This is a genomic window from Tsukamurella sp. M9C (assembly GCF_020169415.1).
Classification (GTDB): Bacteria; Actinomycetota; Actinomycetes; order Mycobacteriales; family Mycobacteriaceae; genus Tsukamurella.
In genome coordinates this window covers 43,032-61,044 of record NZ_JAIULG010000017.1, presented here as the reverse complement: position 1 = coordinate 61,044, position 18,013 = coordinate 43,032, and the positions used below count along the sequence as shown (strand labels likewise).

The 18,013-nt window shown below is 71.0% G+C and carries 22 protein-coding genes and 1 tRNA gene; 16 read left to right on the top strand and 7 right to left on the bottom strand.

Annotated features, from left to right (window positions below):
• The first annotated feature begins 28 nt into the window (after positions 1-28).
• The gene (locus LB823_RS10665; protein ID WP_224647035.1) at positions 29-580 is read left to right on the top strand and encodes a TetR/AcrR family transcriptional regulator; all 552 of its coding nucleotides are present in this window, start codon (positions 29-31) and stop codon (positions 578-580) included.
• A 72-nt stretch (positions 581-652) separates the two neighbouring features.
• Here LB823_RS10665 and LB823_RS10660 read toward each other — a convergent pair whose 3' ends face one another.
• Positions 653-1,183 (bottom strand): 5-formyltetrahydrofolate cyclo-ligase, encoded by a 531-nt coding sequence (locus LB823_RS10660; RefSeq protein ID WP_224647034.1) that lies wholly within the window; start codon positions 1,181-1,183, stop codon positions 653-655.
• A 60-nt stretch (positions 1,184-1,243) separates the two neighbouring features.
• Between LB823_RS10660 and LB823_RS10655 the strand changes: the two genes are divergently transcribed.
• From LB823_RS10655 to LB823_RS10635, 5 genes are all read left to right on the top strand, one after another.
• The gene (locus tag LB823_RS10655; protein ID WP_224647032.1) at positions 1,244-2,146 is read left to right on the top strand and encodes a UTP--glucose-1-phosphate uridylyltransferase; all 903 of its coding nucleotides are present in this window, start codon (positions 1,244-1,246) and stop codon (positions 2,144-2,146) included.
• Between the two features lie 20 nt (positions 2,147-2,166).
• The gene (gene glp, locus LB823_RS10650) at positions 2,167-3,408 is read left to right on the top strand and encodes a gephyrin-like molybdotransferase Glp (protein WP_224647030.1); all 1,242 of its coding nucleotides are present in this window, start codon (positions 2,167-2,169) and stop codon (positions 3,406-3,408) included.
• 5 nt (positions 3,409-3,413) lie between these two features.
• Positions 3,414-4,043 carry a GNAT family N-acetyltransferase gene (locus LB823_RS10645; RefSeq protein ID WP_224647028.1) on the top strand — a complete coding sequence of 210 codons (630 nt, stop codon included), beginning with the start codon at positions 3,414-3,416 and terminating at the stop codon, positions 4,041-4,043.
• 142 nt (positions 4,044-4,185) lie between these two features.
• Positions 4,186-5,439, top strand: coding sequence for a gephyrin-like molybdotransferase receptor GlpR (gene glpR / locus LB823_RS10640; RefSeq protein ID WP_224647026.1), 1,254 nt, complete (start codon positions 4,186-4,188; stop codon positions 5,437-5,439).
• A gap of 42 nt (positions 5,440-5,481) precedes the next feature.
• Positions 5,482-5,554: transfer RNA gene (locus LB823_RS10635), tRNA-Ala, on the top strand.
• Between the two features lie 56 nt (positions 5,555-5,610).
• Here LB823_RS10635 and LB823_RS10630 read toward each other — a convergent pair.
• Positions 5,611-6,651: an Lrp/AsnC family transcriptional regulator gene (locus LB823_RS10630; RefSeq protein WP_224647024.1), complete on the bottom strand. Its 1,041-nt coding sequence runs from the start codon at positions 6,649-6,651 to the stop codon at positions 5,611-5,613.
• Positions 6,652-6,797: 146 nt separating this feature from the next.
• Between LB823_RS10630 and LB823_RS10625 the strand changes: the two genes are divergently transcribed.
• The 4 genes from LB823_RS10625 to LB823_RS10610 all read left to right on the top strand — a co-directional run bounded on the left by LB823_RS10625 (position 6,798) and on the right by LB823_RS10610 (position 10,088).
• Positions 6,798-8,021: an MFS transporter gene (locus LB823_RS10625; RefSeq protein ID WP_224647022.1), complete on the top strand. Its 1,224-nt coding sequence runs from the start codon at positions 6,798-6,800 to the stop codon at positions 8,019-8,021.
• Positions 8,018-9,433 (top strand): amidase, encoded by a 1,416-nt coding sequence (locus LB823_RS10620; protein ID WP_224647020.1) that lies wholly within the window; start codon positions 8,018-8,020, stop codon positions 9,431-9,433. The genes LB823_RS10625 and LB823_RS10620 overlap by 4 nt, the downstream gene beginning before the upstream one ends.
• A gap of 114 nt (positions 9,434-9,547) precedes the next feature.
• Positions 9,548-9,886, top strand: coding sequence for a DUF1801 domain-containing protein (locus LB823_RS10615; RefSeq protein WP_224647018.1), 339 nt, complete (start codon positions 9,548-9,550; stop codon positions 9,884-9,886).
• A 16-nt stretch (positions 9,887-9,902) separates the two neighbouring features.
• Entirely contained in the window at positions 9,903-10,088 is a 186-nt protein-coding gene (locus LB823_RS10610) for a hypothetical protein (protein ID WP_224647017.1), read from the top strand.
• Between the two features lie 6 nt (positions 10,089-10,094).
• Here LB823_RS10610 and LB823_RS10605 read toward each other — a convergent pair whose 3' ends face one another.
• Both LB823_RS10605 and LB823_RS10600 read right to left on the bottom strand, forming a co-directional pair.
• On the bottom strand, positions 10,095-10,871 hold the full coding sequence (locus tag LB823_RS10605; protein ID WP_224647015.1) for a dioxygenase: 777 nt from the start codon (positions 10,869-10,871) through the stop codon (positions 10,095-10,097).
• Between the two features lie 29 nt (positions 10,872-10,900).
• The gene (locus LB823_RS10600) at positions 10,901-11,236 is read right to left on the bottom strand and encodes a helix-turn-helix domain-containing protein (protein ID WP_224647013.1); all 336 of its coding nucleotides are present in this window, start codon (positions 11,234-11,236) and stop codon (positions 10,901-10,903) included.
• A 101-nt stretch (positions 11,237-11,337) separates the two neighbouring features.
• Between LB823_RS10600 and LB823_RS10595 the strand changes: the two genes are divergently transcribed.
• From LB823_RS10595 to LB823_RS10570, 6 genes are all read left to right on the top strand, one after another.
• Entirely contained in the window at positions 11,338-11,769 is a 432-nt protein-coding gene (locus tag LB823_RS10595) for a DoxX family protein (RefSeq protein WP_224647011.1), read from the top strand.
• Positions 11,766-12,407, top strand: coding sequence for an NAD(P)-dependent oxidoreductase (locus LB823_RS10590; protein WP_224647009.1), 642 nt, complete (start codon positions 11,766-11,768; stop codon positions 12,405-12,407). Before LB823_RS10595 ends, LB823_RS10590 begins: the two co-directional genes overlap by 4 nt.
• A 62-nt stretch (positions 12,408-12,469) precedes the next feature.
• On the top strand, positions 12,470-13,243 hold the full coding sequence (locus LB823_RS10585; RefSeq protein WP_224647007.1) for a 1-acyl-sn-glycerol-3-phosphate acyltransferase: 774 nt from the start codon (positions 12,470-12,472) through the stop codon (positions 13,241-13,243).
• 75 nt (positions 13,244-13,318) lie between these two features.
• Complete coding sequence (locus LB823_RS10580) at positions 13,319-14,335, top strand: hypothetical protein (RefSeq protein ID WP_224647005.1); 1,017 nt, start codon at positions 13,319-13,321, stop codon at positions 14,333-14,335.
• A 129-nt stretch (positions 14,336-14,464) separates the two neighbouring features.
• On the top strand, positions 14,465-15,316 hold the full coding sequence (locus LB823_RS10575) for a hypothetical protein (RefSeq protein ID WP_224647004.1): 852 nt from the start codon (positions 14,465-14,467) through the stop codon (positions 15,314-15,316).
• A gap of 21 nt (positions 15,317-15,337) precedes the next feature.
• Positions 15,338-16,240, top strand: coding sequence for a 3-hydroxyacyl-CoA dehydrogenase NAD-binding domain-containing protein (locus LB823_RS10570; protein ID WP_224647003.1), 903 nt, complete (start codon positions 15,338-15,340; stop codon positions 16,238-16,240).
• Positions 16,241-16,244: 4 nt separating this feature from the next.
• On the opposite strand, the gene LB823_RS10565 is transcribed toward LB823_RS10570, so the two are convergent.
• The 3 genes from LB823_RS10565 to LB823_RS10555 are packed head-to-tail and all read right to left on the bottom strand — an operon-like array spanning position 16,245 to position 17,991.
• Positions 16,245-16,988 (bottom strand): alpha/beta fold hydrolase, encoded by a 744-nt coding sequence (locus LB823_RS10565; protein ID WP_224647002.1) that lies wholly within the window; start codon positions 16,986-16,988, stop codon positions 16,245-16,247.
• A 15-nt stretch (positions 16,989-17,003) separates the two neighbouring features.
• Positions 17,004-17,330, bottom strand: coding sequence for a branched-chain amino acid transporter permease (locus LB823_RS10560; protein WP_224647000.1), 327 nt, complete (start codon positions 17,328-17,330; stop codon positions 17,004-17,006).
• Positions 17,323-17,991: an AzlC family ABC transporter permease gene (locus LB823_RS10555; protein WP_224646999.1), complete on the bottom strand. Its 669-nt coding sequence runs from the start codon at positions 17,989-17,991 to the stop codon at positions 17,323-17,325. Before LB823_RS10555 ends, LB823_RS10560 begins: the two co-directional genes overlap by 8 nt.
• Positions 17,992-18,013 lie beyond the last annotated feature (22 nt).

Below are 18,013 nucleotides of genomic sequence, written 5' to 3'. Positions count from 1 at the left end.
CAAGGATGTGAGCGGATACGATACCGCTATGACGGTTCCCTCACCTGCGCGGCGGATCGTGGACGCGGCACGTGAGGTGATCGCCGCGAACGGCATCCCCGGCGTCAGCATGGACCAGGTGGCCAAGCAGGCGCACGTGTCCCGCAGCACGCTGTACCGGATCTTCCCCAACCGCGACCAGCTGATCGCCCGCGTCGTCGCGATCGAGATCCGCACCCTGCGCCGCAAGCTCGACAAGACCATCGTCGGGTACACGCCGCAGCAGACGCTGGTCGAGGTGTTCGTGCTCAGCATCGAGCAGGCCGAGTCGAACATGGCCGTGTCCAAGGTGCTGGCCGCCGAGCCCGAGTACTTCCTGCGCATCCCGCGCGGCGTGTGGGACCTGCTCATCCAGGGCATCGTGATCCGCCTGCGCAACACCGGCGCCGAGCAAGACTACGCCGAGCTCTGCTCCGTCGTGGACCTGATGCTGCGGATCACGGGGTCGCTGCTGTCCAACTCGCCCACCGGCCTGGACATCAGCGACACCGCCGCCCTGCGCGTCTACGGCGAGAAGTACATCTCCCGCCTGCTGGTGTGACCGGCGCCGTGAATCCACGGCTCACAGCGTCACGAAGCCGGATTCGGCCTCCTGACGCTCTCAGCCGTGGATTCACGGCGCGAACTCGACCAACCCCGACGGGGTCAGTGCCGCGTGCACCGGCACATCCGTGGGCTCCGACGGCAGCGAGTCCACCAGCTCGTCGTCGTAGACCACCGCGATCAGCCGTGGGCCGGGGCGCAGGGAGCGGTCGTAGTAGCCGGCTCCCCGCCCGAGTCGTACCCCCTCCCGCGAGCAGCCCAGCGCGGGCAGCAGCACCGTCGACGCAGAGGCCACGGCATCGGCGCCCAGCCGCGGCCCCGCCGGTTCGAGGAGTCCGAAGGGGCCGGGGACGAGTGAGCCCGACCACGCCCAGTCGAGCGGCCCCGGCTCCGGCGGGGTCACCGGCAGCAGCACCCTCCCGTCGAGGACGAAGCCGGGCTCGGAACCCACCGGCACGTATGCCGCGACCGTCTCACCCAGGTCCAATGCGGCCAGAACGGACGTCAACGCCGCCGCGGCCTCCGCCCGCTGAGCGTCCGTCAGAGCGGCGCGACCGCGCCGGAATCGCGCGCGCCACGCGGTCTTGGACTCAGTGCTCATGCGGCGAATTCACAGCCACTCGGATCGTTACCGTCACGTGACCTAGCCTAAGGTGAGGGAATGAGCAACGCGCCGTCCATTCCGAAGACCGCGATCGTCCCGGCTGCAGGCCTCGGTACCCGTTTCCTCCCCGCGACGAAGACGGTGCCGAAGGAGCTGCTCCCGGTGGTCGACACCCCCGGCATCGAGCTGGTGGCCGAGGAGGCCGCGGCCGCCGGTGCGGAGCGGCTCTGCATCGTCACCAGCCCCGGTAAGGACGGCGTGGTCGCCCACTTCGTCGAGGACCTCGTCCTCGAGGGCACGCTGGAGAAGCGCGGCAAGACCGCGATGCTCGACAAGGTGCGCCGCGCCCCGAACCTGATCCACGCCGAGGCCGTCATCCAGGAGAAGCCGCTGGGCCTGGGGCACGCCGTGTCCTGCGTCGAGCCGGTCCTCGACGACGACGAGGACGCCGTCGCCGTCCTGCTGCCCGACGATCTGGTGCTGCCCATCGGCGTGCTCACGACGATGGCGAAGGTCCGCGAGAAGCGCGGCGGCTCCGTGCTGTGCGCGATCGAGGTCAGCCCGGAGCAGATCAGCAGCTACGGCGCCTTCGACGTCGAGATCGTGCCCGACGCCGCCAACCCGGACGTGCTCAAGGTCAACGGCATGGTCGAGAAGCCCAAGGCCGAGGACGCCCCGTCGAACTACGCGGCGGCCGGCCGATACCTGCTGGACCGGGCGATCTTCGACGCGCTGCGCCGCATCGACAAGGGCGCCGGCGGCGAGATCCAGCTGACCGACGCCATCGCGCTGCTCATCAGCGAGGGGCATCCGGTGCACGTGGTCGTGCACCGCGGAACCCGACACGACCTCGGAAATCCCGGGGGCTACCTCAAGGCTGCGGTTGACTTGGCGTTGGACCGCGACGACTACGGTCCCGACCTGCGCGACTGGCTGCAGGATCGCCTGAACCGAGACTGACGCTGTAGGAGGCCGAGAGCATGCGCTCCGTGGAGGACCATCTGGCACGGGTCACGGCGGCGGCGGTGGCGCCGCGGCCGGTGCGCGTGGGTATCTCCGAGGCGCAGGGCCTGATGTGCGCGGAGGAAGTGGTCGTCGAGAACGCCCTCCCCGCGTTCGACCAGGCCGCGATCGACGGGTACGCCGTGCGCTCCGTCGACGTGGCGAGCGCCGGCGAGACCGACGAGGAGACCGGCGAGCAGATCGTCGTCTCGCTGCCGGTCGTCGGCGAGGTCCGCGCGGGCAACCGCCAGCCGATCCGGCTGCAGCCGGGCCAGGCCGTCAAGGTCGAGACCGGCGCGCCGCTGCCCACGCTCGCCGACGCCGTCCTGCCCGACAAGTGGACCGACGGTGGCCTGTCGAAAGTCCGTGTCGGACATGCGGTCCGGTCCGGGCAGTACGTCCGTCGCACGGGCGACGACGTGCAGCCGGGCGACGTAGCCGTGCGCCGCGGCACCGTCGTGGGGCCCGCGCAGGTGGGCCTGCTCGCCGCCGTCGGGCGCGACAAGGTCTCCGTGCACCCGCGGCCCCGTGTCGCCGTGATCTCCGTGGGCCGCGAGCTCGTCGACGTCGACCGCGACACCGGTGCCGGCCAGGTCTACGACGTGGCCTCCTACGCGCTGGCCGCCGCCGCCCGCGACTGCGGCGCCGAGGTGCACCGCGTCGGCATCGTCACCACCGACGGGGTGCGCGAGGCCGTCGAGGCGCAGCTGCAGCGCTCCGAGGTCGTGATCGTGACCTCCGCGCTCGGCGGCAGCGCCTCCGACGACATCACGGCCGCCCTGGCCGAGCTCGGCGACCTCGCGGTGGAGCGCATCGCGATGCACCCCGCGTCGGTCCAGGGCTTCGGCACTCTCGGCGACGATCAGGTGCCCACCTTCCTGCTGCCCTCGAACCCGATGAGCGCGCTCGTCGCCTTCGAGGTGATGGTGCGGCCGCTGATCCGCATCGCGCTCGGCAAGCGGCAGCCGATGCGGCGCCTGGTGACGGCCAAGAGCGCCGCGTCCCACCAGTCGCCGGCCGGCCGCCGCGAGTACGTGCGCGGCCAGCTCATGCGCGACGAGGACAGCGGCGAGTTCATGGTCGCCCCGATCCCCGACAACGGCTCCCACCTGTTGGTGAGCCTGGCCGAGGCGAACTGCCTCATCGTCGTGGACCCGGAGGTCACCGAGGTCCGGGCGGGCGACGACGTGGTCGTCGCCTTCCTCGCCCAGCGCGGCTGACGTCGGTGTTCGGAGCGAACTGGCAGGTCGAGCTCGGGCCCCTCACCACCGCCGCCGGCGTCGTGCGGCTGCGGCCGATCCGCGCCCGCGACGGCCGGCAGTGGTCGCGGCTACGGCTGCTGAACCGGGCGGAACTGGAACCCTGGGAACCGTCGGGCGAGGTGAACTGGCAACGGCGGCACGCGGCCTCGCAGTGGACGCCGCTGTGCGCCTCCCTGCGCTCGCAGGCCAGGTCCGGGACGATCGTCCCGCTCGTCATCGAGGTCGACGGTGCCTACGCCGGCCAGATCACCATCGGGAACATCACGCGCGGGCAGCTGCAGAGCGCGTGGGTCGGGTACTGGGTGGATCGGCGGGTGACCGGCCGCGGGGTGGCCACGGCGGCGGTCGCGCTCGCCGTCGATCACTGCTTCGGCGCGCTGCGCCTGCACCGCGTGGACGCGACGGTGCGCCCGGAGAACGCCGGATCGCGCGCCGTGCTGCGGAATTCGGGCTTCCGCGAGGAGGGCCTGCTGCGCCGGTACCTGCACGTCGACGGTGCCTGGCGCGACCATCTGCTGGTCGCGATCACGGCCGAGGAGGTCGCGGATTCGATGGTCGCGCGGGTGGTCCGGTCGGGCCGTGCCCGGTTCTGACCCGTGTGACTGAAGTGACTGTTTGAGATTTTTGGGGTTTGGCTACGGCGCGTCGGGCGCGCTGATTCACCACGGTGAAATAGCCTTCAAGGCGACTTACACGGATGTGATCCGTGCTCGCTGATTGCCGGAGGGAGCCGACATGATCCCGCAGACACTGCTCTGGGTGGGGCTGATCGTCGCGTGGCTGGTGGTGCTCGTTCCGATGCTCGCGGCGCGGCACCCCAAGGTGAACCAGGTGTCCGACGCGACACTGAAGACCCGGCTGCTGCACCGCGGCGGTTCCGCCGGCCGCGCTGTGCGGCGCCGCATCCGCCCGGCGGCCACCGTCGTCGAGGAGCCGCGCGGCGAGGCCGACGCGGACGCCGAGCTCGAGGACGACGAGATCGTCGAGGACGGCCGGATCGTGCTCGGCAAGACCTCCGACTCCGCGGCCGAGGACACCGCCGACGAGGACGCGGAGGCGCACGCCTACGTCGACTCCGACGTCGACGATCTGCACGGATCCAGCCCGATGGACGGCGACACCACCCCGATCCACACCGTAGAGCGGGCCGCGATGGCCAAGCGCACGAAGGTCGTCGACCTCGACCGCCTCGACGTCGACGCCCCCGAGGCGACCGACGAGGCCGCCGCGCCCGAGGCCGCGCCGATCGTCCGCCGGGTGACCGCACCCGTCGCCGAGGCAGTCGTCGAGGCCGAGCCCGAGGCCGAGATCGCCGCGGACGCCGACGCCGACGTCGACGCCGAGGCCGACGAGGTCGTCGAGGTCGCGGAGTACGACGACGTCGATGACGTGGCCGCGGACGAGCAGCTGACGGAGGAGATCGACCCGGTCTCCCGCCCGGTGGCCGAGGACGCCGACGACGAGCTGGACGACGCCGAGTACGAGGGCGAGTACGCCGACGAGGCCCGCGACGCCGAGCCGCGCCGCCGCCGCGGCGGCTACGACCCCGAGAACGACGCCCGGATCACCGAGGCGCGGTTCCGGTTCCGCCAGCGGGTCACGCTGGTCCTGGGCGTGCTCGCAGTGGTCGCGCTCGGCGCGGGCCTGATGAACGTGCCCTTCGCCTGGTACGGCCTCGGCGCCGTCGTGCTCGCGCTGGTGGCCTACCTCGCCTACCTGCGCCGGACGGTGCGGATCGAGACCGAGATCCGTCGGCGCCGGATGGCCCGGCTGGAGCGGGCCCGCCGCGAGCGCGCCCGCGAGGCCGAGGTGCGCGACGGCGTGCCGGCGCACCTGCGCCGCGGCGGCTGCATCGTCATGGAGATCGACGACGAGGACCCCGCCTTCGACCACCTGCCGCGCTACCGCGCCGAGGAGTTCGACTTCCTCGATCGCCCCGCCGATCGGCCCGCTGACGTGCGGGAACCGTACGAGCGCAAGGTCGGTTAACAGTTTCGCCGCGGGGCTTGCTAAGGTATTCGAGTTCCGCAAGGGGCTATAGCGCAGTTGGTAGCGCGCCTCGTTCGCATCGAGGAGGTCAGGGGTTCGATTCCCCTTAGCTCCACAGAGGGAGAACCCCTCCGACCACGGTCGGAGGGGTTCTTTCGTATCCGCGGTCGGTCACGTCGGGCGGTCGGCCAGGTGGGCGTAGTCGAAGAGGTCGACGTCGGGAGCCAGGGCGTCGTCGGCGACCCGCCCGTCGGGCCCGAGGTAGCGCCCGAACCGCTTGAGGGAGCGCACGGAGTAGTCGATGCGGTCGATGTGCAGATCCGGGACGGCGGCCTCGAGACGCGCGACCACCATGTCGGCGTCCGCGATCGACCGTCCCCAGAACTGGAGCAGGAACGGGCTCGCCCCACTGACACCCGCCACGAGCCGGGCGCCCGGCATCCGGCAGGCGACTCCGATCAGGCTGCGCCAGCGGGCGGTCCACCGGATCGACAGGAAGAAACCCGATTCCATGCCGAGAGTCTCGCGGCTCACGTCGCAGCGGGTGCTGAGCATCCGGTTCTCGAGCAGTTCCGGAAGGCGGCGGCGCACCGTCCGGTCGGAGAGCCCTGTCGCGGTGGCCAGTTCCGTGTAGGTCGCGCGCCCGTCGCGCATGAGAGCGCGGAACAGTCGGATGTCCGTCTCGGACGGCCGCGCGACATCGCCCGTCTCGCGTGCGCGCCAGATCGTCGGGTGCTCCTGGTCGACGGGGCCGGCCAGTTTGGGTTGCCACACGGTCCCGTCGTGCATGACTGATCGGCAGAGCTGGAGGTGGACGTCCATCACCCCGTCGATCTCGGCGATCTCGGTGGCGGTCGCCTCGATCCCGCGGAGCGACGTCGCGGCGACGCCGGCGAGGAAGGTCCGTTCGCCGTCGAGCTGGTCGACCCAGTAGGTCGCGGGATGCGCGGTGATCGTGGCCCCGACGTGCCGCCGTCGGCGCGGGGAAACAGTGATCCAGACGTATCCCGTCACCGGAAACAGTTGCGCGGGATACGCAGTGATCCAGGCGTACCCGTCGGTGACCAGACGATTCCAGCGCCGCGACGCCGTGGTGCCGCTGATGCCGAGCGCGCCTCCGATGTCCGTCCAGGGGGCGCGTGGCCTGGCCTGGAGCTCCGCTACCAGTAATTGATCGTCGTCCGCGAGCACGTCGTGACCGGAATTCGCCACGACCGGGCCGTCTGCGCCGTATATCAGCGCGGCGACTCGATCGATCGCTCCGCTCCATACGCTCTGCTCCACCCACTGAGTATGACGGCGATCACACGCCGGACCTGAACCGGGAGACCGATTTGCACCCCATCACTCGCACTACCGTGATCCTGCTGTTCACGGCCTGGTGCATCGACTACATCGACCGATCGGTGATCGGCGTCGCGCTGCCGCTGATCGGCAAGGATCTCGGCCTGGAGAAGGGCCAGCTCGGCCTCGTGATCTCGGTCTTCTTCCTCGCCTACGCCGCGGCGCAGCTCCCCGGCGGCATGCTGGCCGACAAGTTCGGCGCGATGCGGATAGCCGTGATCGGGCTCATCGCCTGGTCGATCTTCACCGGCCTCACGGCGCTGGCGACCTCTTTCGTCACCCTGATCGCGATCCGGATCCTGTTCGGTCTGGCGCAGGGGATCTTCCCCGGCGCGGCGATGAAGTTGCTCGCGGAGCGATCGCTGCCCGATGAGCGGATGACCGCCAACGGCTGGGTCAACAGCTCCAATGCGATCGGCGTCGTGATGGCGATGATCGTGGCCGCGATCCTGCTGCCGCTCGTCGGCTGGCGCGGCATGTTCCTCGTCATCTCGATCTTCGGCATCGTCATCACTTTCGTCTTCATCAAGGGCATGCCCGCCCCGATGCACGACGTGCCCGCGAACGACGTCGCCAAGGGCCGCACCGCCGCGTTGCTCCGCACCCCCGCCATGTGGTGGTTCGCCCTGGCCTTCTTCGGCTACGACATCCTGATCTGGGGCTGGAACGCCTGGACCGCGACGTATCTGCAGGAGGAGTTCGCGCTCTCCCCGTCGGCCTCGGCGCTGCTGGCCCTGCCGCCGGGCCTGGCCGCCGCGTTGATGATCGTGCTGGCGGGCCGCTACTCGGACCGGATCGGCGGCAACCCGATCCGGCTCATCGTGCCCGGCATGACGATCGCCGGCCTGCTGGTGATCAGTCTGCCCTTCATGCCTAACGTCTTCACCTACGTCGCCGCGACCACGCTCATCGTCGGCCTCGCGTCCTCTGCCTACATCGGATCGTTCAGCATCCCGATCAAGCAGCTCGACCCGAAGGTCACCGGCATCGCCGCCGGGATGATCCTGCTCGGCGGCATGATCGCGGGTGTGCTCTCACCCACGATCGTCGGCTTCCTCGCGCAGAACTCCGGCTGGACCGCGGCCTGGATGTTCCTCGGCCTCGGCGCGGTGGTCTCCGTGATCGCCGCCTACGCCGCTCCCCGCAACGCCGAGGCGTTCCGGGCCCGCGTCCCCTCGTCCCTGCTCTACCACGCTCCAGCCACTGATGTTGTTCCCGGAAAGGACCTCGCCAAGTGAACCGCGACCTCTGCTACCTGCCCGCCACCGAACTCCTCGAGTTGTTCCGCTCGCGCGAGGTGTCCCCGGTCGAGGTGCTCCGCGCCCAGCTCGAGCGGGCCGACGAGGGCGACGCCCTCCTCTGCTCCCTGGTCGAGCGCATGGACGACTGGGCGTTGGAGCGCGCCTGCGAATCCGAACGACGGTACGCCGACGGGACCGCTCTGCCGTTGGACGGGATCACCGTGGCCACCAAGGAGAAGCACGCCATCGCCGGTTACCGGGTGACCGAAGGGTCGCTCGCGTGGGAGGGCTACTCCGCGCCCGAGGACCATCCCGTGATCGAGCGGCTCCGCGCCGCCGGCGCCGTGTTCCACGCCCGCACCTCCACGCCGGAGTTCTCCATCGCGACGTACACCCACACCAAGAAGTGGGGCATCACCCGCAACCCGTGGAACCCGGACTTCTCGCCCGGCGGCTCGTCCGGCGGTGCGGGGGCCGCGGTCGCGGCCGGTTTCACCACGCTGGCCACCGTCTCCGACATCGGCGGATCCACCCGCGGCCCGGCCTGTTTCAGCGCTGCAGTCGGATACAAGGCGCCCTACGGCCGCGTGCCGGGCGCCGGCCCCATGACGCTCGACTACTACCGCGGCGACGGCGTCATGGGCCGCACGGTGGCCGACACGCTGCTGGCGACGAACCTCGTCGTCGGGCAGCATCGCCTGGACCAGACGTCGTTGCCGACGGTGACCATCTCCGACGATCGTGACGTGCGCGGCATGCGGATCGCGTTCTCACCGGACCTCGGTGGTTTCGCCGTCGACCCCGAGGTCGTCGCGAACGCTCGGGCCACCGCGAACGCGCTCGCCGAGGCCGGCGCGATCGTTGAGGAGGTTCGATTCGGCTGGAACATCGACGATCTGCGGGTCGGCACCGCCGGCCACTTCGCGCAGATGGTCGCGTCGCTGATGAACAGCATCGTCGGCGACCGGACCGCGCTGATGAACGACTACGCCCGCAACTTCCTCGATCTGGCGAGCATCGCCCGCGAGCACATGACGATGTTCGACGCCGTCCGCGCCGAGTACAACCTCATGCAGGGTCTCGCCGACGCGATGGACGGCTACGACGCCTTGATCTGCCCCACGAGCGCAGCCGTGGGCTTTCCCGCCGGCGACACCATGGCCGACGGAATCGAGATCAACGGCACCGTCGTCCCCTGGACCGAGGGCCTGTTGACCATGCCGTTCAACGTCAACAACCGCTGCCCGGTGCTCGCGATGCCCAGCGGCTTCGCCGCCAACGGCATGCCCACGGGCGTGCAGGTCGTCGGGCATCCGTACGACGACGACACCGTCTTCGCCGTCGGCCGGGCGCTCGAGGAGCTGCGCGGCAATCCGTTCGCGGAGCGCCGACCCGCGACCGGCGGATAGCGACGTCCGAGTCGGGGAGACGTGAGTCGGGCGGGGCCGGTGCATTCGGCCCCGCCCGATCACCTCGTGCGGGGTACCGTGAGTCGTCGATCCACGCCGAGGAGGCCCACCGTCATGTTCACCAAGAAGGGCGACGCCGCCGTTCTCGCCAAGCTCCGCGCCATGCCCGCGCCGTACGCCGAGATCGGGGAGCGCCTGCACGCCATCATCCGCGAGAACGCGCCGGGCCTGGAGCCCGTCGTGCGCTGGGGCCTGCCGTTCTACGTCGGCGGCGGCGAGGACATCTGCTACATCAAGCCCGGAGACACGTACGTGGCCTTCGGCTTCGGCGAGACGGTGAACCCCGCCTTCGAGGAGGGCGCCTCCATGCACCCCATCGTCTGGAACATCACCGCCCTCGACGCCGAGACCGAGGCGCGGATCGCGGCCCTGGTCGCGAAGGCCGTCGCCTGACGGCGCACCGTCGACGATGACCCCGCTCGAGCAGCTGCGGCGCTGGGAGGACTCCGGCGGCACCTGGACGGTCCTGCGCCGCACCGATGAGCGGGCCGTCGTCGCCCTGCTGCGCTGCGACGGCGGCGAGATCGTCGACCGCCTCGAGTCCGACGATGCCGCCCTCCTCGGCTACCTGGCCGGGGCGGCCGACGGGGCCTGACGCGCGTCAGGCCGCGACGATGCTGCGCTTGGCCAGCCCCATCCAGAAGCCGTCGATCGGCTCCTCGGGCGCGGCCTCGGGATCCGTCGCCGCGCCGAGCGTGACGAACAGCGGTGAGAAGTGCTCGATCCGTGGGTGCGCGTAGGGCATCCCCGGCGCCTCCTCGCGGAACCGCATGAGCCCGTCCACATCCCCGGCGGCGAACCGCTCGTGCGCCCACGCGTCGAACTCGACCGACCACCCGGGCGCGACGGCGTCGGCGCTCGGGTCGGTGAGGAAGGGCAGGCCGTGGGTGGTGAACCCGGAGCCGATGATCATCACGCCCTCCTCGCGCAGCTCCGCGAGCCGCCGACCCAGCCCGAACAGCGCCTTCGGCTCGAGCGTGGGGAGCGAGACCTGCAGCGTCGGGATGTCGGCGTCCGGGTACATCACCGTGAGCGGCACGTACGCGCCGTGGTCCAGCCGGCGCTGCGAGTCCCGGTGCACGGGTTGGTCGTCGGGCGCCATGGCCGCGACCCGGTCCGCCAGGTCGGGCGCGCCGGGGGAGGGGTAGACGGTGCGGTAGTACCGCTCGGGGAAGCCGCCGAAGTCGTAGGTGAGCGGGACACGGGAATCGGTGGCGCCCACGGTGAGCGGCGCGGCCTCCCAGTGCGCGGAGACCACGAGGATCTGCTCCGGACGAGGCAGGTCGGCGGCGAGGCGCTGCAGCTGCGCGACCCATCGCTCGTCGTCGACGAGCGGCGGTGCGCCGTGGCTGAGGAACAGCGCGGGCATGGTGGTCATGAGTTCCCTCCCGGAGGGGTCGAGGAGTGTCAGGGCAGCCGCGGCGCGGCCATCGCCGTCTGCACGGACTCGGCGAGCCGTAGTACGGCGTCGGCCACGCCGGCTCCCGCGGGGGTGAGTCGGTACTCGGTGTGCGGGGGATTGGTGCCGGCCGAGTAGCGGCTCACCAGCCCGTCGCGGACGAGGTCCCGCAGGGTCTGGGTGAGCATCCGGTCGCTGATGCCCTCGACCTGGCGCCGGATCTCGCCGAAGCGTTGCGGCTCCGAGCGCAGGCGCCCGAGGACGAGCGCGCCCCACCGTCCGGTGACGTGGGCGAACACCTCTCGCGAGGGGCAGTCCTTGGCGAAGACGTCGAAATCAGCCATGGCGGAAAACCTTACACGTACGGAATTATTGCGCTTACGTTTCGTCTGTGCTTCCATGGTAGCGACAAACGCTTGAAGCTTCAACCATCTTAGGAGATCTCATGGTCAAGAAACTGGTCGCCACCCAGTTCACGCTTCTCACGCTCGCCCGGGTCATCCTCGGCGTCGTCTTCTTCGCCCACGGCTGGCAGAAGGTCGTCACCAACGGCCTCAGCGGCACCGCCGGCGCCTTCGAGAAGATGGGCGTCCCGGCGCCCACCCTGTCGGCCTGGTTCGCCGGTCTCGCCGAGCTGCTGGGCGGTGCTCTCCTCATCGTCGGCTTCGCCGTCCCGATCGTCGCGATCGTGCTGATCATCGACATGCTCGGCGCCATCTTCACGGTGCACATCGACAACGGCTTCTTCGCCACCGGTGGCGGCATCGAGCTGCCGCTCGTGCTGATCGCCGGCCTGCTCGCCGTCGCCGCCGTCCCGCAGACCTCGCTGGGCGTCGACGCGCTGCTGCTCAAGAAGAAGCTGGAGGGCGCCAAGTGAGGATCACCGTCTTCGGCGCGTCCGGCTACTCCGGCGGCCACATCACCACTGAGGCCCTGAGCCGCGGCATCGAGGTCGTCGGCGTCGCCCGCGACGTCGCCAAGGTCCCGGCCGGCGCCACCGCCGAGGCCGGCGACGTGACCGACGCGGCCTTCGTGGCCCGCGCGGTCGAGGGCGCGGCCGTCATCGTCTCCGCCCTGCCGACCGCGGCACCGTCGGGCGACGGCACCGAGCTGCGCACCGCTGTGGAGGGACTGGTCGCCGCCGCACGCAGCACCGGCGCCCGCCTCGGCGTGGTCGGCGGCGCCGGCAGCCTGCTCGTCGCCGAGGGCGGACCCAAGCTGGTCGACACCCCGTCGTTCCCCGACGAGGTCAAGCCGATCGCCCAGGAGCACGACCGCGCGCTGGACTACCTGCGCACCGTCGACGACGTGGACTGGTTCTACCTCAGCCCCGCCGCGAGCTACGGCTCCTTCAACCCCGGCGAGAAGCGCGGCACCTTCCGCACGAGCGGCGACCTGCTGCTCACCGACGCCGACGGCAACTCCGAGATCTCCGGCGCCGACTACGCGATCGCGTTCGTCGACGAGATCCTCACCCCCGCGCACGAGCGGGAGCGGTTCTCGGTCGCCTACTGATCCGACGCGGCCCGCGCCGCGCCGTCGTATCCTCGCTGCAGGAACCAACTGCAGGGGGTGTGATGGCGCGGCGCGAACCCGTCTATCAGGTGGTCCTGATGCTCGCGAAAAGCATTGTGGGCGCACAGGGGCTGCGGGTGGAGTACCGCGGCCTGGAGAACATCCCTGCTACCGGCGGCGTGATCGTCGCGGTCAACCACACCAGCTACGTCGACTTCCTCGAATCGGGCCTCGCGATCAAGCGCACGGGCCGGTGGCCGCGGTACATGGTCAAGGCCGAGCTCCGCAAGGTGAAGATCATGGCCTTCATCATCAAGCACTGCGGGGCCATCGGCGTCGACCGCGAGCACGGCGCCGAGAGCTACCACGAGGCCGAGGCCGCCCTCGAGCGCGGCGAGGTGATCCTCCTGTACCCCGAGGCCACCATCAGCCGCAGTTTCGAGCTCAAGGAGCTCAAGTCCGGCGCCGCCCGCATGTCCATCGAGGCCGACGTGCCGATCGTGCCGATGGCCGTCTGGGGTACGCAACGCATCTGGTCCAAGGGCACGCAGCGCCGCATCGGCCGGCATCGCTTCCCCGTCGTCGTGGAGGTCGGTCCCGCCCTCCATCCCGACGGTGACGACCCCGTCGCCCTGACCGCCCGGCTGCGCGCCGCCATGGGGGAGACGCTGCTGGACGCGCAGCGCGGATTCCCCGCCCCGGCGGGCGAGGACTGGGTGCCGGCCAGGCTCGGCGGCGGCGCTCCGCCGCCCGACGAGGCGCTGCGGCTCGAGCAGGAGGAGTTCGCGCTCCGGAAGGCCAAGCGCGAGGCGAAGCGTCGGGCGAGCGAGGGCTGAGCCGCCACCTATGGTGTGCACCACCTGCGGTTGGTAGGTTCTCCCTGTTCGTTCATGAGCAAGTGGAGGAGACCCATGACGCAGCCGCCTAACTACCCTGGTGACAACCAGGGCGGCTACCCGCAGAACCCGCAGGATCCGCAGCAGGGCGGATACCAGCAGGGTGGCTACCCGCAGCAGCCCCCGCAGCAGCCGGGGTACGGGCAGGGCGGCTTCCCGCCCCCGCCCGCGGGAGGCTTCCCGCCGCCGCAGGACCCGGGGTACGGCCAGGGCGGCCAGGGCTTCCCGCCTCCGCAGGGTGGCCAGGGTTTTCCGCCTCCGCCGCAGGGCGGCTTCCCGCCTCCTCCCGGCGGCGGCTACGGCGCGCCGCAGTTCGGCGGCCAGCAGCCCTTCAACGTCGGTGACGCCTTCTCCTGGGCTTGGAACAAGTTCACCAAGAACGCTGCGGCGCTGATCGTCCCGATGCTGGCGTACGCCGTCGTGCTCGGCATCGCCGGCGCACTGTTCGGCTTCCTGTTCACCGCGACGCTGTCCGAGACCACGGTCAGCACCACGCAGTACGACTACGGAACCTCCGCCGAGATCACCGGTCAGCCGACGGGCCTGACGTGGGTCGTGGCGATCCTGGGAATCGGACTGATCGTGTTCCTCGCGATGCTGGTGCAGTCGGCGTACCTCTCCGGCCTCCTGGACATCGCCGACGGTCGCGAGGTGGCCATCGGATCGTTCTTCAAGCCGCGCAACTTCGGCGCGGCCGCCGTCGCGGCGCTGCTCGTGGCGCTCGCCGTCACCGTCGGCTACATCCTCTGCATCGTGCCGGGGATCGCGGCGGCCTTCCTGCTCGCGTACGCGGGTCACTTCGCGGTGGACCGCGGGCTGAGCGGCCCGGATGCGCTGAAGGCCAGCTTCGAGACGGTCAAGGGCAATGCCGGGAACTCGATCCTCACCACGCTGCTGGCGGGCATCGTCGGCGGCCTCGGCACCGCGCTCTGCTACGTCGGTGTCCTCGTCACCGGCCCGCTCGCGGCCCTGGTCCAGGTGTACGCCTACCGTCGCCTCTCCGGCGGCCAGGTGGCTCCGCCCACCCCCTAGGGAAACCGTCCTCACGGAAGCCGAACCAGGGCCCGCTCACCGAACGGTGGGCGGGCCCTCGGTTTGTGTCGTTAAATGAGTGCGACCGCAAAACGGGAGCGCCGAGCTCCCGACCCAGGGGAGGTTTCCGTGACGCAACCACCGAACGATCCGACAGGCGATCAGCCCGGCGTTCCGCCGCAGGGCGCCGTACCCCCGCAGCCCGGGCAGGGCTTCCCGCCGCCGGTGCCGCCGCAGGGCTACGGGCAGCCCGGATTCGGCCAGTACCCGCCTGCGCCGCAGGCGCACTTCAACCTGGGGGACGCGATCTCCTGGTCGTGGAACAAGTTCACCAAGAACGCCGCCGCGCTGATCGTCCCCATCATCGTCTACGCGATCGCGCTGGTCGCCGCCTCCGCGCTGGCGTACCTCCTCATCAGCCAGTTCGGTGTCGGTGATGTGATCGAGGAGTCGGACGGCTCGACCACCGTCGATCTCACCACCGCGGGCTCCGTGGCCACGGTGATCTTCTCCTTCGTCGGCGCGCTCATCCTGTACATCTGCCTCGTCGCGTACACGTCGGGCCTGCTGGACATCGCCGACGGCAAGCCGGTGAGCATCGGCTCGTTCTTCGCGCCGCGCAACGCCGGCCCGTCCATGCTCACCGCGCTGCTCCTGGCGATCGTCGCCAGCCTGATTTCGGCCATCCCGTACGTGGGCTACATCGGCTCGATCGTCGTCGGCCTGGTCACGATGTACATCCTCCCGACCGTCGTGGACCGCGGGCTGGGCGTGGGCGAGGCCTTCAAGCAGGGTTTCGCCGTCTTCCAGAAGGACGTGGGCAACTCGATCCTCGTCTACATCGTCACCGTGGTGATCCTGGCCATCGGCGGCGCACTGTGCGGCGTCGGCCTGCTCGTCGCGGCGCCCGTCGCCTCGCTCGTGCTGATCAACGCGTACCGCTCCATCTCGGGCGGCGCAGTGGCGCCGAAGACGCCGTAGCGGCGAGGTAGGACGCACACGATGGACGCCGCAGCGCAGGCACGGAAGATCGCGATCATCGGAGCGGGAGTCATCGGCCTGTCGTGGGCGGAACTCGCCCGCGCACACGGCTGGCGCGTCGCGTTCTCTGATCCCCGGCCCGACCTCGCCGAGCTGGTCGCGGCGGAGTTCCCCGGCGATGCGCAGGTGGAGGTCGCCGCGGACCTCGCCGCCGCGGTGGTGGGCGCGGACCTCGTCCAGGAGAACGGTCCCGAGCGGCTGCCGATCAAGCAGGATCTGTTCGCGCAGATCGTCGCCGCGGCTCCATCCCACGCGGTGCTCGCCACGTCGAGCTCCTCGATCCCCGCGACGCCGATCGCCGCGGACCTCGACGACCCCTCGCGGGTGATCGTCGGGCACCCGTTCAACCCGCCCGCGCTCATGCCGCTGGTCGAGGTGGTTCCCGGCGAGCGCACGTCGGAGGAGACGACGCAGCGGGCCGTCGCGCTGTACCGGGAGCTCGGCCGGTCGCCGGTGGTGCTGCGCAAGGAGATCCAGGGTTTCGTCGCGAACCGGCTGCAGGTGGCGATCAGCCGCGAGGCCCGCTACCTCGTCGAGAACGGCGTGGTGAGCGTCGAGGACCTCGACGTCGCGCTGAGCAATTCACTCGGCCTGCGCTGGGCGGCCACAGGGCTCTTCGAGGGCAACGCGCTGGGCGGCGGGCCCGAGGGTGCGCGGCACCTGTTCACCGGGATCGGCGCCGAGGTCGGCAAGATCCCGCTCGGCACCCCGTCGAACACCCCCGAATCGACGGAGGCGCTCATCGAGAAGGTCGACGCGGCGTACGGCACCGGGCAGGAGAACTACGAGCGCCTGCTCGCCCGGCGCGACCGGCGCACGCGCGCCGTCCTCGACGCGCTCCGCTCCGTGGACGACGGGGCGTAGCCGGTCACCGCAGGAACTCGAGGACCGCGCGGGCGAACGCGGCGGAGGACTCGCGGTGCACCGTGTGCCCGCCGCGCAGCTCGACGAACTCGCCGTGGGGCAGCGCGTCGGCGACGAGCCGCAGGTACTCGGGGCGGAGGAAGTCGCGGGGGCCGCCGGAGATCACCAGCGTCTCCTGGTCGGTCGCCGCGAGTCGCTCCCACCACGCCGGATCGGGGTGGAACTGCGGCGAGACCGAGTCCATCATCGTCTTGTCGAACCGCGAGAGGGCGCCCGGCGTCTGCACGACCTGCTTGACGCCCAGCCACACCCGGCGGGGCGTCAGCGGCACGTCCATCGACTCCGCGACCTGCTCGGGTTCGAGCGCCACGGGCGGCATCTCCTCGAGGACGAGGCGGCGGACACCGTCGGGCAGGCGCCACGCGAGCCGCAGCGCGGCCTGGCCCCCGAGGGAGTGCCCGACCACGTCGAAGGTCTCCAGGCCCGCGTGCCGCGCCACCCGCTCGGCGTCTGCGGCGAGCTCGTCGAGCAGGTACTCGGGGCTGTGGTCGCTGCGCCCATGGCCGCGCTGGTCGTACGTCACGGTGTCGCGGCCGGCGGCGTGCAGGGCGCGGACGGTGCGCCGCCAGGTGCGGTGGTCCGCGGCCATGCCGTGGATGAGCAGCACCGGCGGGCCCGTCGGATCCGGCACGCGGCGGTGCTGCACCGCCAGGCGCACGTCGCCGGTGGTGACGATCTCCTCGCGCATCAGCTCATGGTGCCATCACGCCAAGGCGTAACTCAGCGCGACGCACACCCCGGTGCCCGCGACGATGCTCAGCACCGCGTTGCGCCGCCACCGGTGCGCCAGCGCCGTCGCCGCCACGCCCGCGATCTGCGGGATCCCGTGCGCCGGCGCGGCGTAGTCGACCTGCGCCATGCAGTACACGGCCAGCACCACCACGGCGCCCGCGGGCATCCACCGTCCGAAGTCGGCGAGGAGCGGCGAATCGCGCAGTACCGAGGCCAGGCCGAACGGTGCCAGCCGCAGCGCGACGGTGACCGCGGCCGCGATCGCGATGCCCGCGAGCAGGTATCCGGTGCTAGGCATGCGCCGCCTCCTTCGCGTTCCGGCGGGCCACGACGTGCCGGACCACCAGCAGCCCGGCGAAGCCGCCCATCGCGACCAGCAGCATCGCGCCCGGCGCCGCGGCGAGCGCGACCGCGCAGGCGGCCAGCGCGAGCGCGAGCGTCGTGCGGTCCGGGTGCGCGTCCATCGCGAGCACCACGAACAACGCGGTGAGCACGAAGTCGACGCCCGGCACGTCGCGCAGGAAGGCGCCGCCCGCGAGCCCGCCCACCAGCGAGCCCGCGACCCACGCCACGTGCAGGCCGATCTGGGTGCGCAGGATCATCTTCCCCGTCATCGTGGCCGACGGTGCCGTGCTCACCAGGGCGTAGGCCTCGTCGGTGAGGGCGTAGACGCCGTACGCCTTCCCGACGCGGCTGCGGATCCGGTCGAGCGGGAAGGTGAGGCCGTAGAACAGGTGTCGCGAGTTCACGAGGAACGTCGTGGCGGCGATCGCGGCGAGCGGCGTCGCCGCGGCCAGGAGGCCGGCGAGCAGGAACTCGACGGACCCCGCGTACACCGCCATCGACAGCACCGGCGCGATCCACCACGGCAGGCCGTTGCCCGTGACCACCACGCCGAGGCCGATGCCGAGCACGAACAGGCCCAGCTGCACCACGGCGACCTTCGACGGAACTCCCATGGGGAACAATTCTATTTCGCAT

Excerpts from the sequence above, each read along its gene's own strand:
- glpR (WP_224647026.1), top strand. The coding sequence starts at position 4,186 with ATGATCCCGCAGACACTGCTCTGGGTGGGGCTGATCGTCGCGTGGCTG.
- LB823_RS10585 (WP_224647007.1), top strand. The coding sequence starts at position 12,470 with ATGGCGCGGCGCGAACCCGTCTATCAGGTGGTCCTGATGCTCGCGAAA.
- LB823_RS10615 (WP_224647018.1), top strand. The coding sequence starts at position 9,548 with ATGTTCACCAAGAAGGGCGACGCCGCCGTTCTCGCCAAGCTCCGCGCC.
- LB823_RS10600 (WP_224647013.1), bottom strand. The coding sequence starts at position 11,236 with ATGGCTGATTTCGACGTCTTCGCCAAGGACTGCCCCTCGCGAGAGGTG.
- LB823_RS10610 (WP_224647017.1), top strand. The coding sequence starts at position 9,903 with ATGACCCCGCTCGAGCAGCTGCGGCGCTGGGAGGACTCCGGCGGCACC.
- LB823_RS10580 (WP_224647005.1), top strand. The coding sequence starts at position 13,319 with ATGACGCAGCCGCCTAACTACCCTGGTGACAACCAGGGCGGCTACCCG.
- LB823_RS10565 (WP_224647002.1), bottom strand. The coding sequence starts at position 16,988 with ATGCGCGAGGAGATCGTCACCACCGGCGACGTGCGCCTGGCGGTGCAG.
- LB823_RS10605 (WP_224647015.1), bottom strand. The coding sequence starts at position 10,871 with ATGACCACCATGCCCGCGCTGTTCCTCAGCCACGGCGCACCGCCGCTC.
- LB823_RS10570 (WP_224647003.1), top strand. The coding sequence starts at position 15,338 with ATGGACGCCGCAGCGCAGGCACGGAAGATCGCGATCATCGGAGCGGGA.
- LB823_RS10595 (WP_224647011.1), top strand. The coding sequence starts at position 11,338 with ATGGTCAAGAAACTGGTCGCCACCCAGTTCACGCTTCTCACGCTCGCC.
- LB823_RS10660 (WP_224647034.1), bottom strand. The coding sequence starts at position 1,183 with ATGAGCACTGAGTCCAAGACCGCGTGGCGCGCGCGATTCCGGCGCGGT.
- LB823_RS10665 (WP_224647035.1), top strand. The coding sequence starts at position 29 with ATGACGGTTCCCTCACCTGCGCGGCGGATCGTGGACGCGGCACGTGAG.
- LB823_RS10655 (WP_224647032.1), top strand. The coding sequence starts at position 1,244 with ATGAGCAACGCGCCGTCCATTCCGAAGACCGCGATCGTCCCGGCTGCA.
- glp (WP_224647030.1), top strand. The coding sequence starts at position 2,167 with ATGCGCTCCGTGGAGGACCATCTGGCACGGGTCACGGCGGCGGCGGTG.
- LB823_RS10560 (WP_224647000.1), bottom strand. The coding sequence starts at position 17,330 with ATGCCTAGCACCGGATACCTGCTCGCGGGCATCGCGATCGCGGCCGCG.
- LB823_RS10555 (WP_224646999.1), bottom strand. The coding sequence starts at position 17,991 with ATGGGAGTTCCGTCGAAGGTCGCCGTGGTGCAGCTGGGCCTGTTCGTG.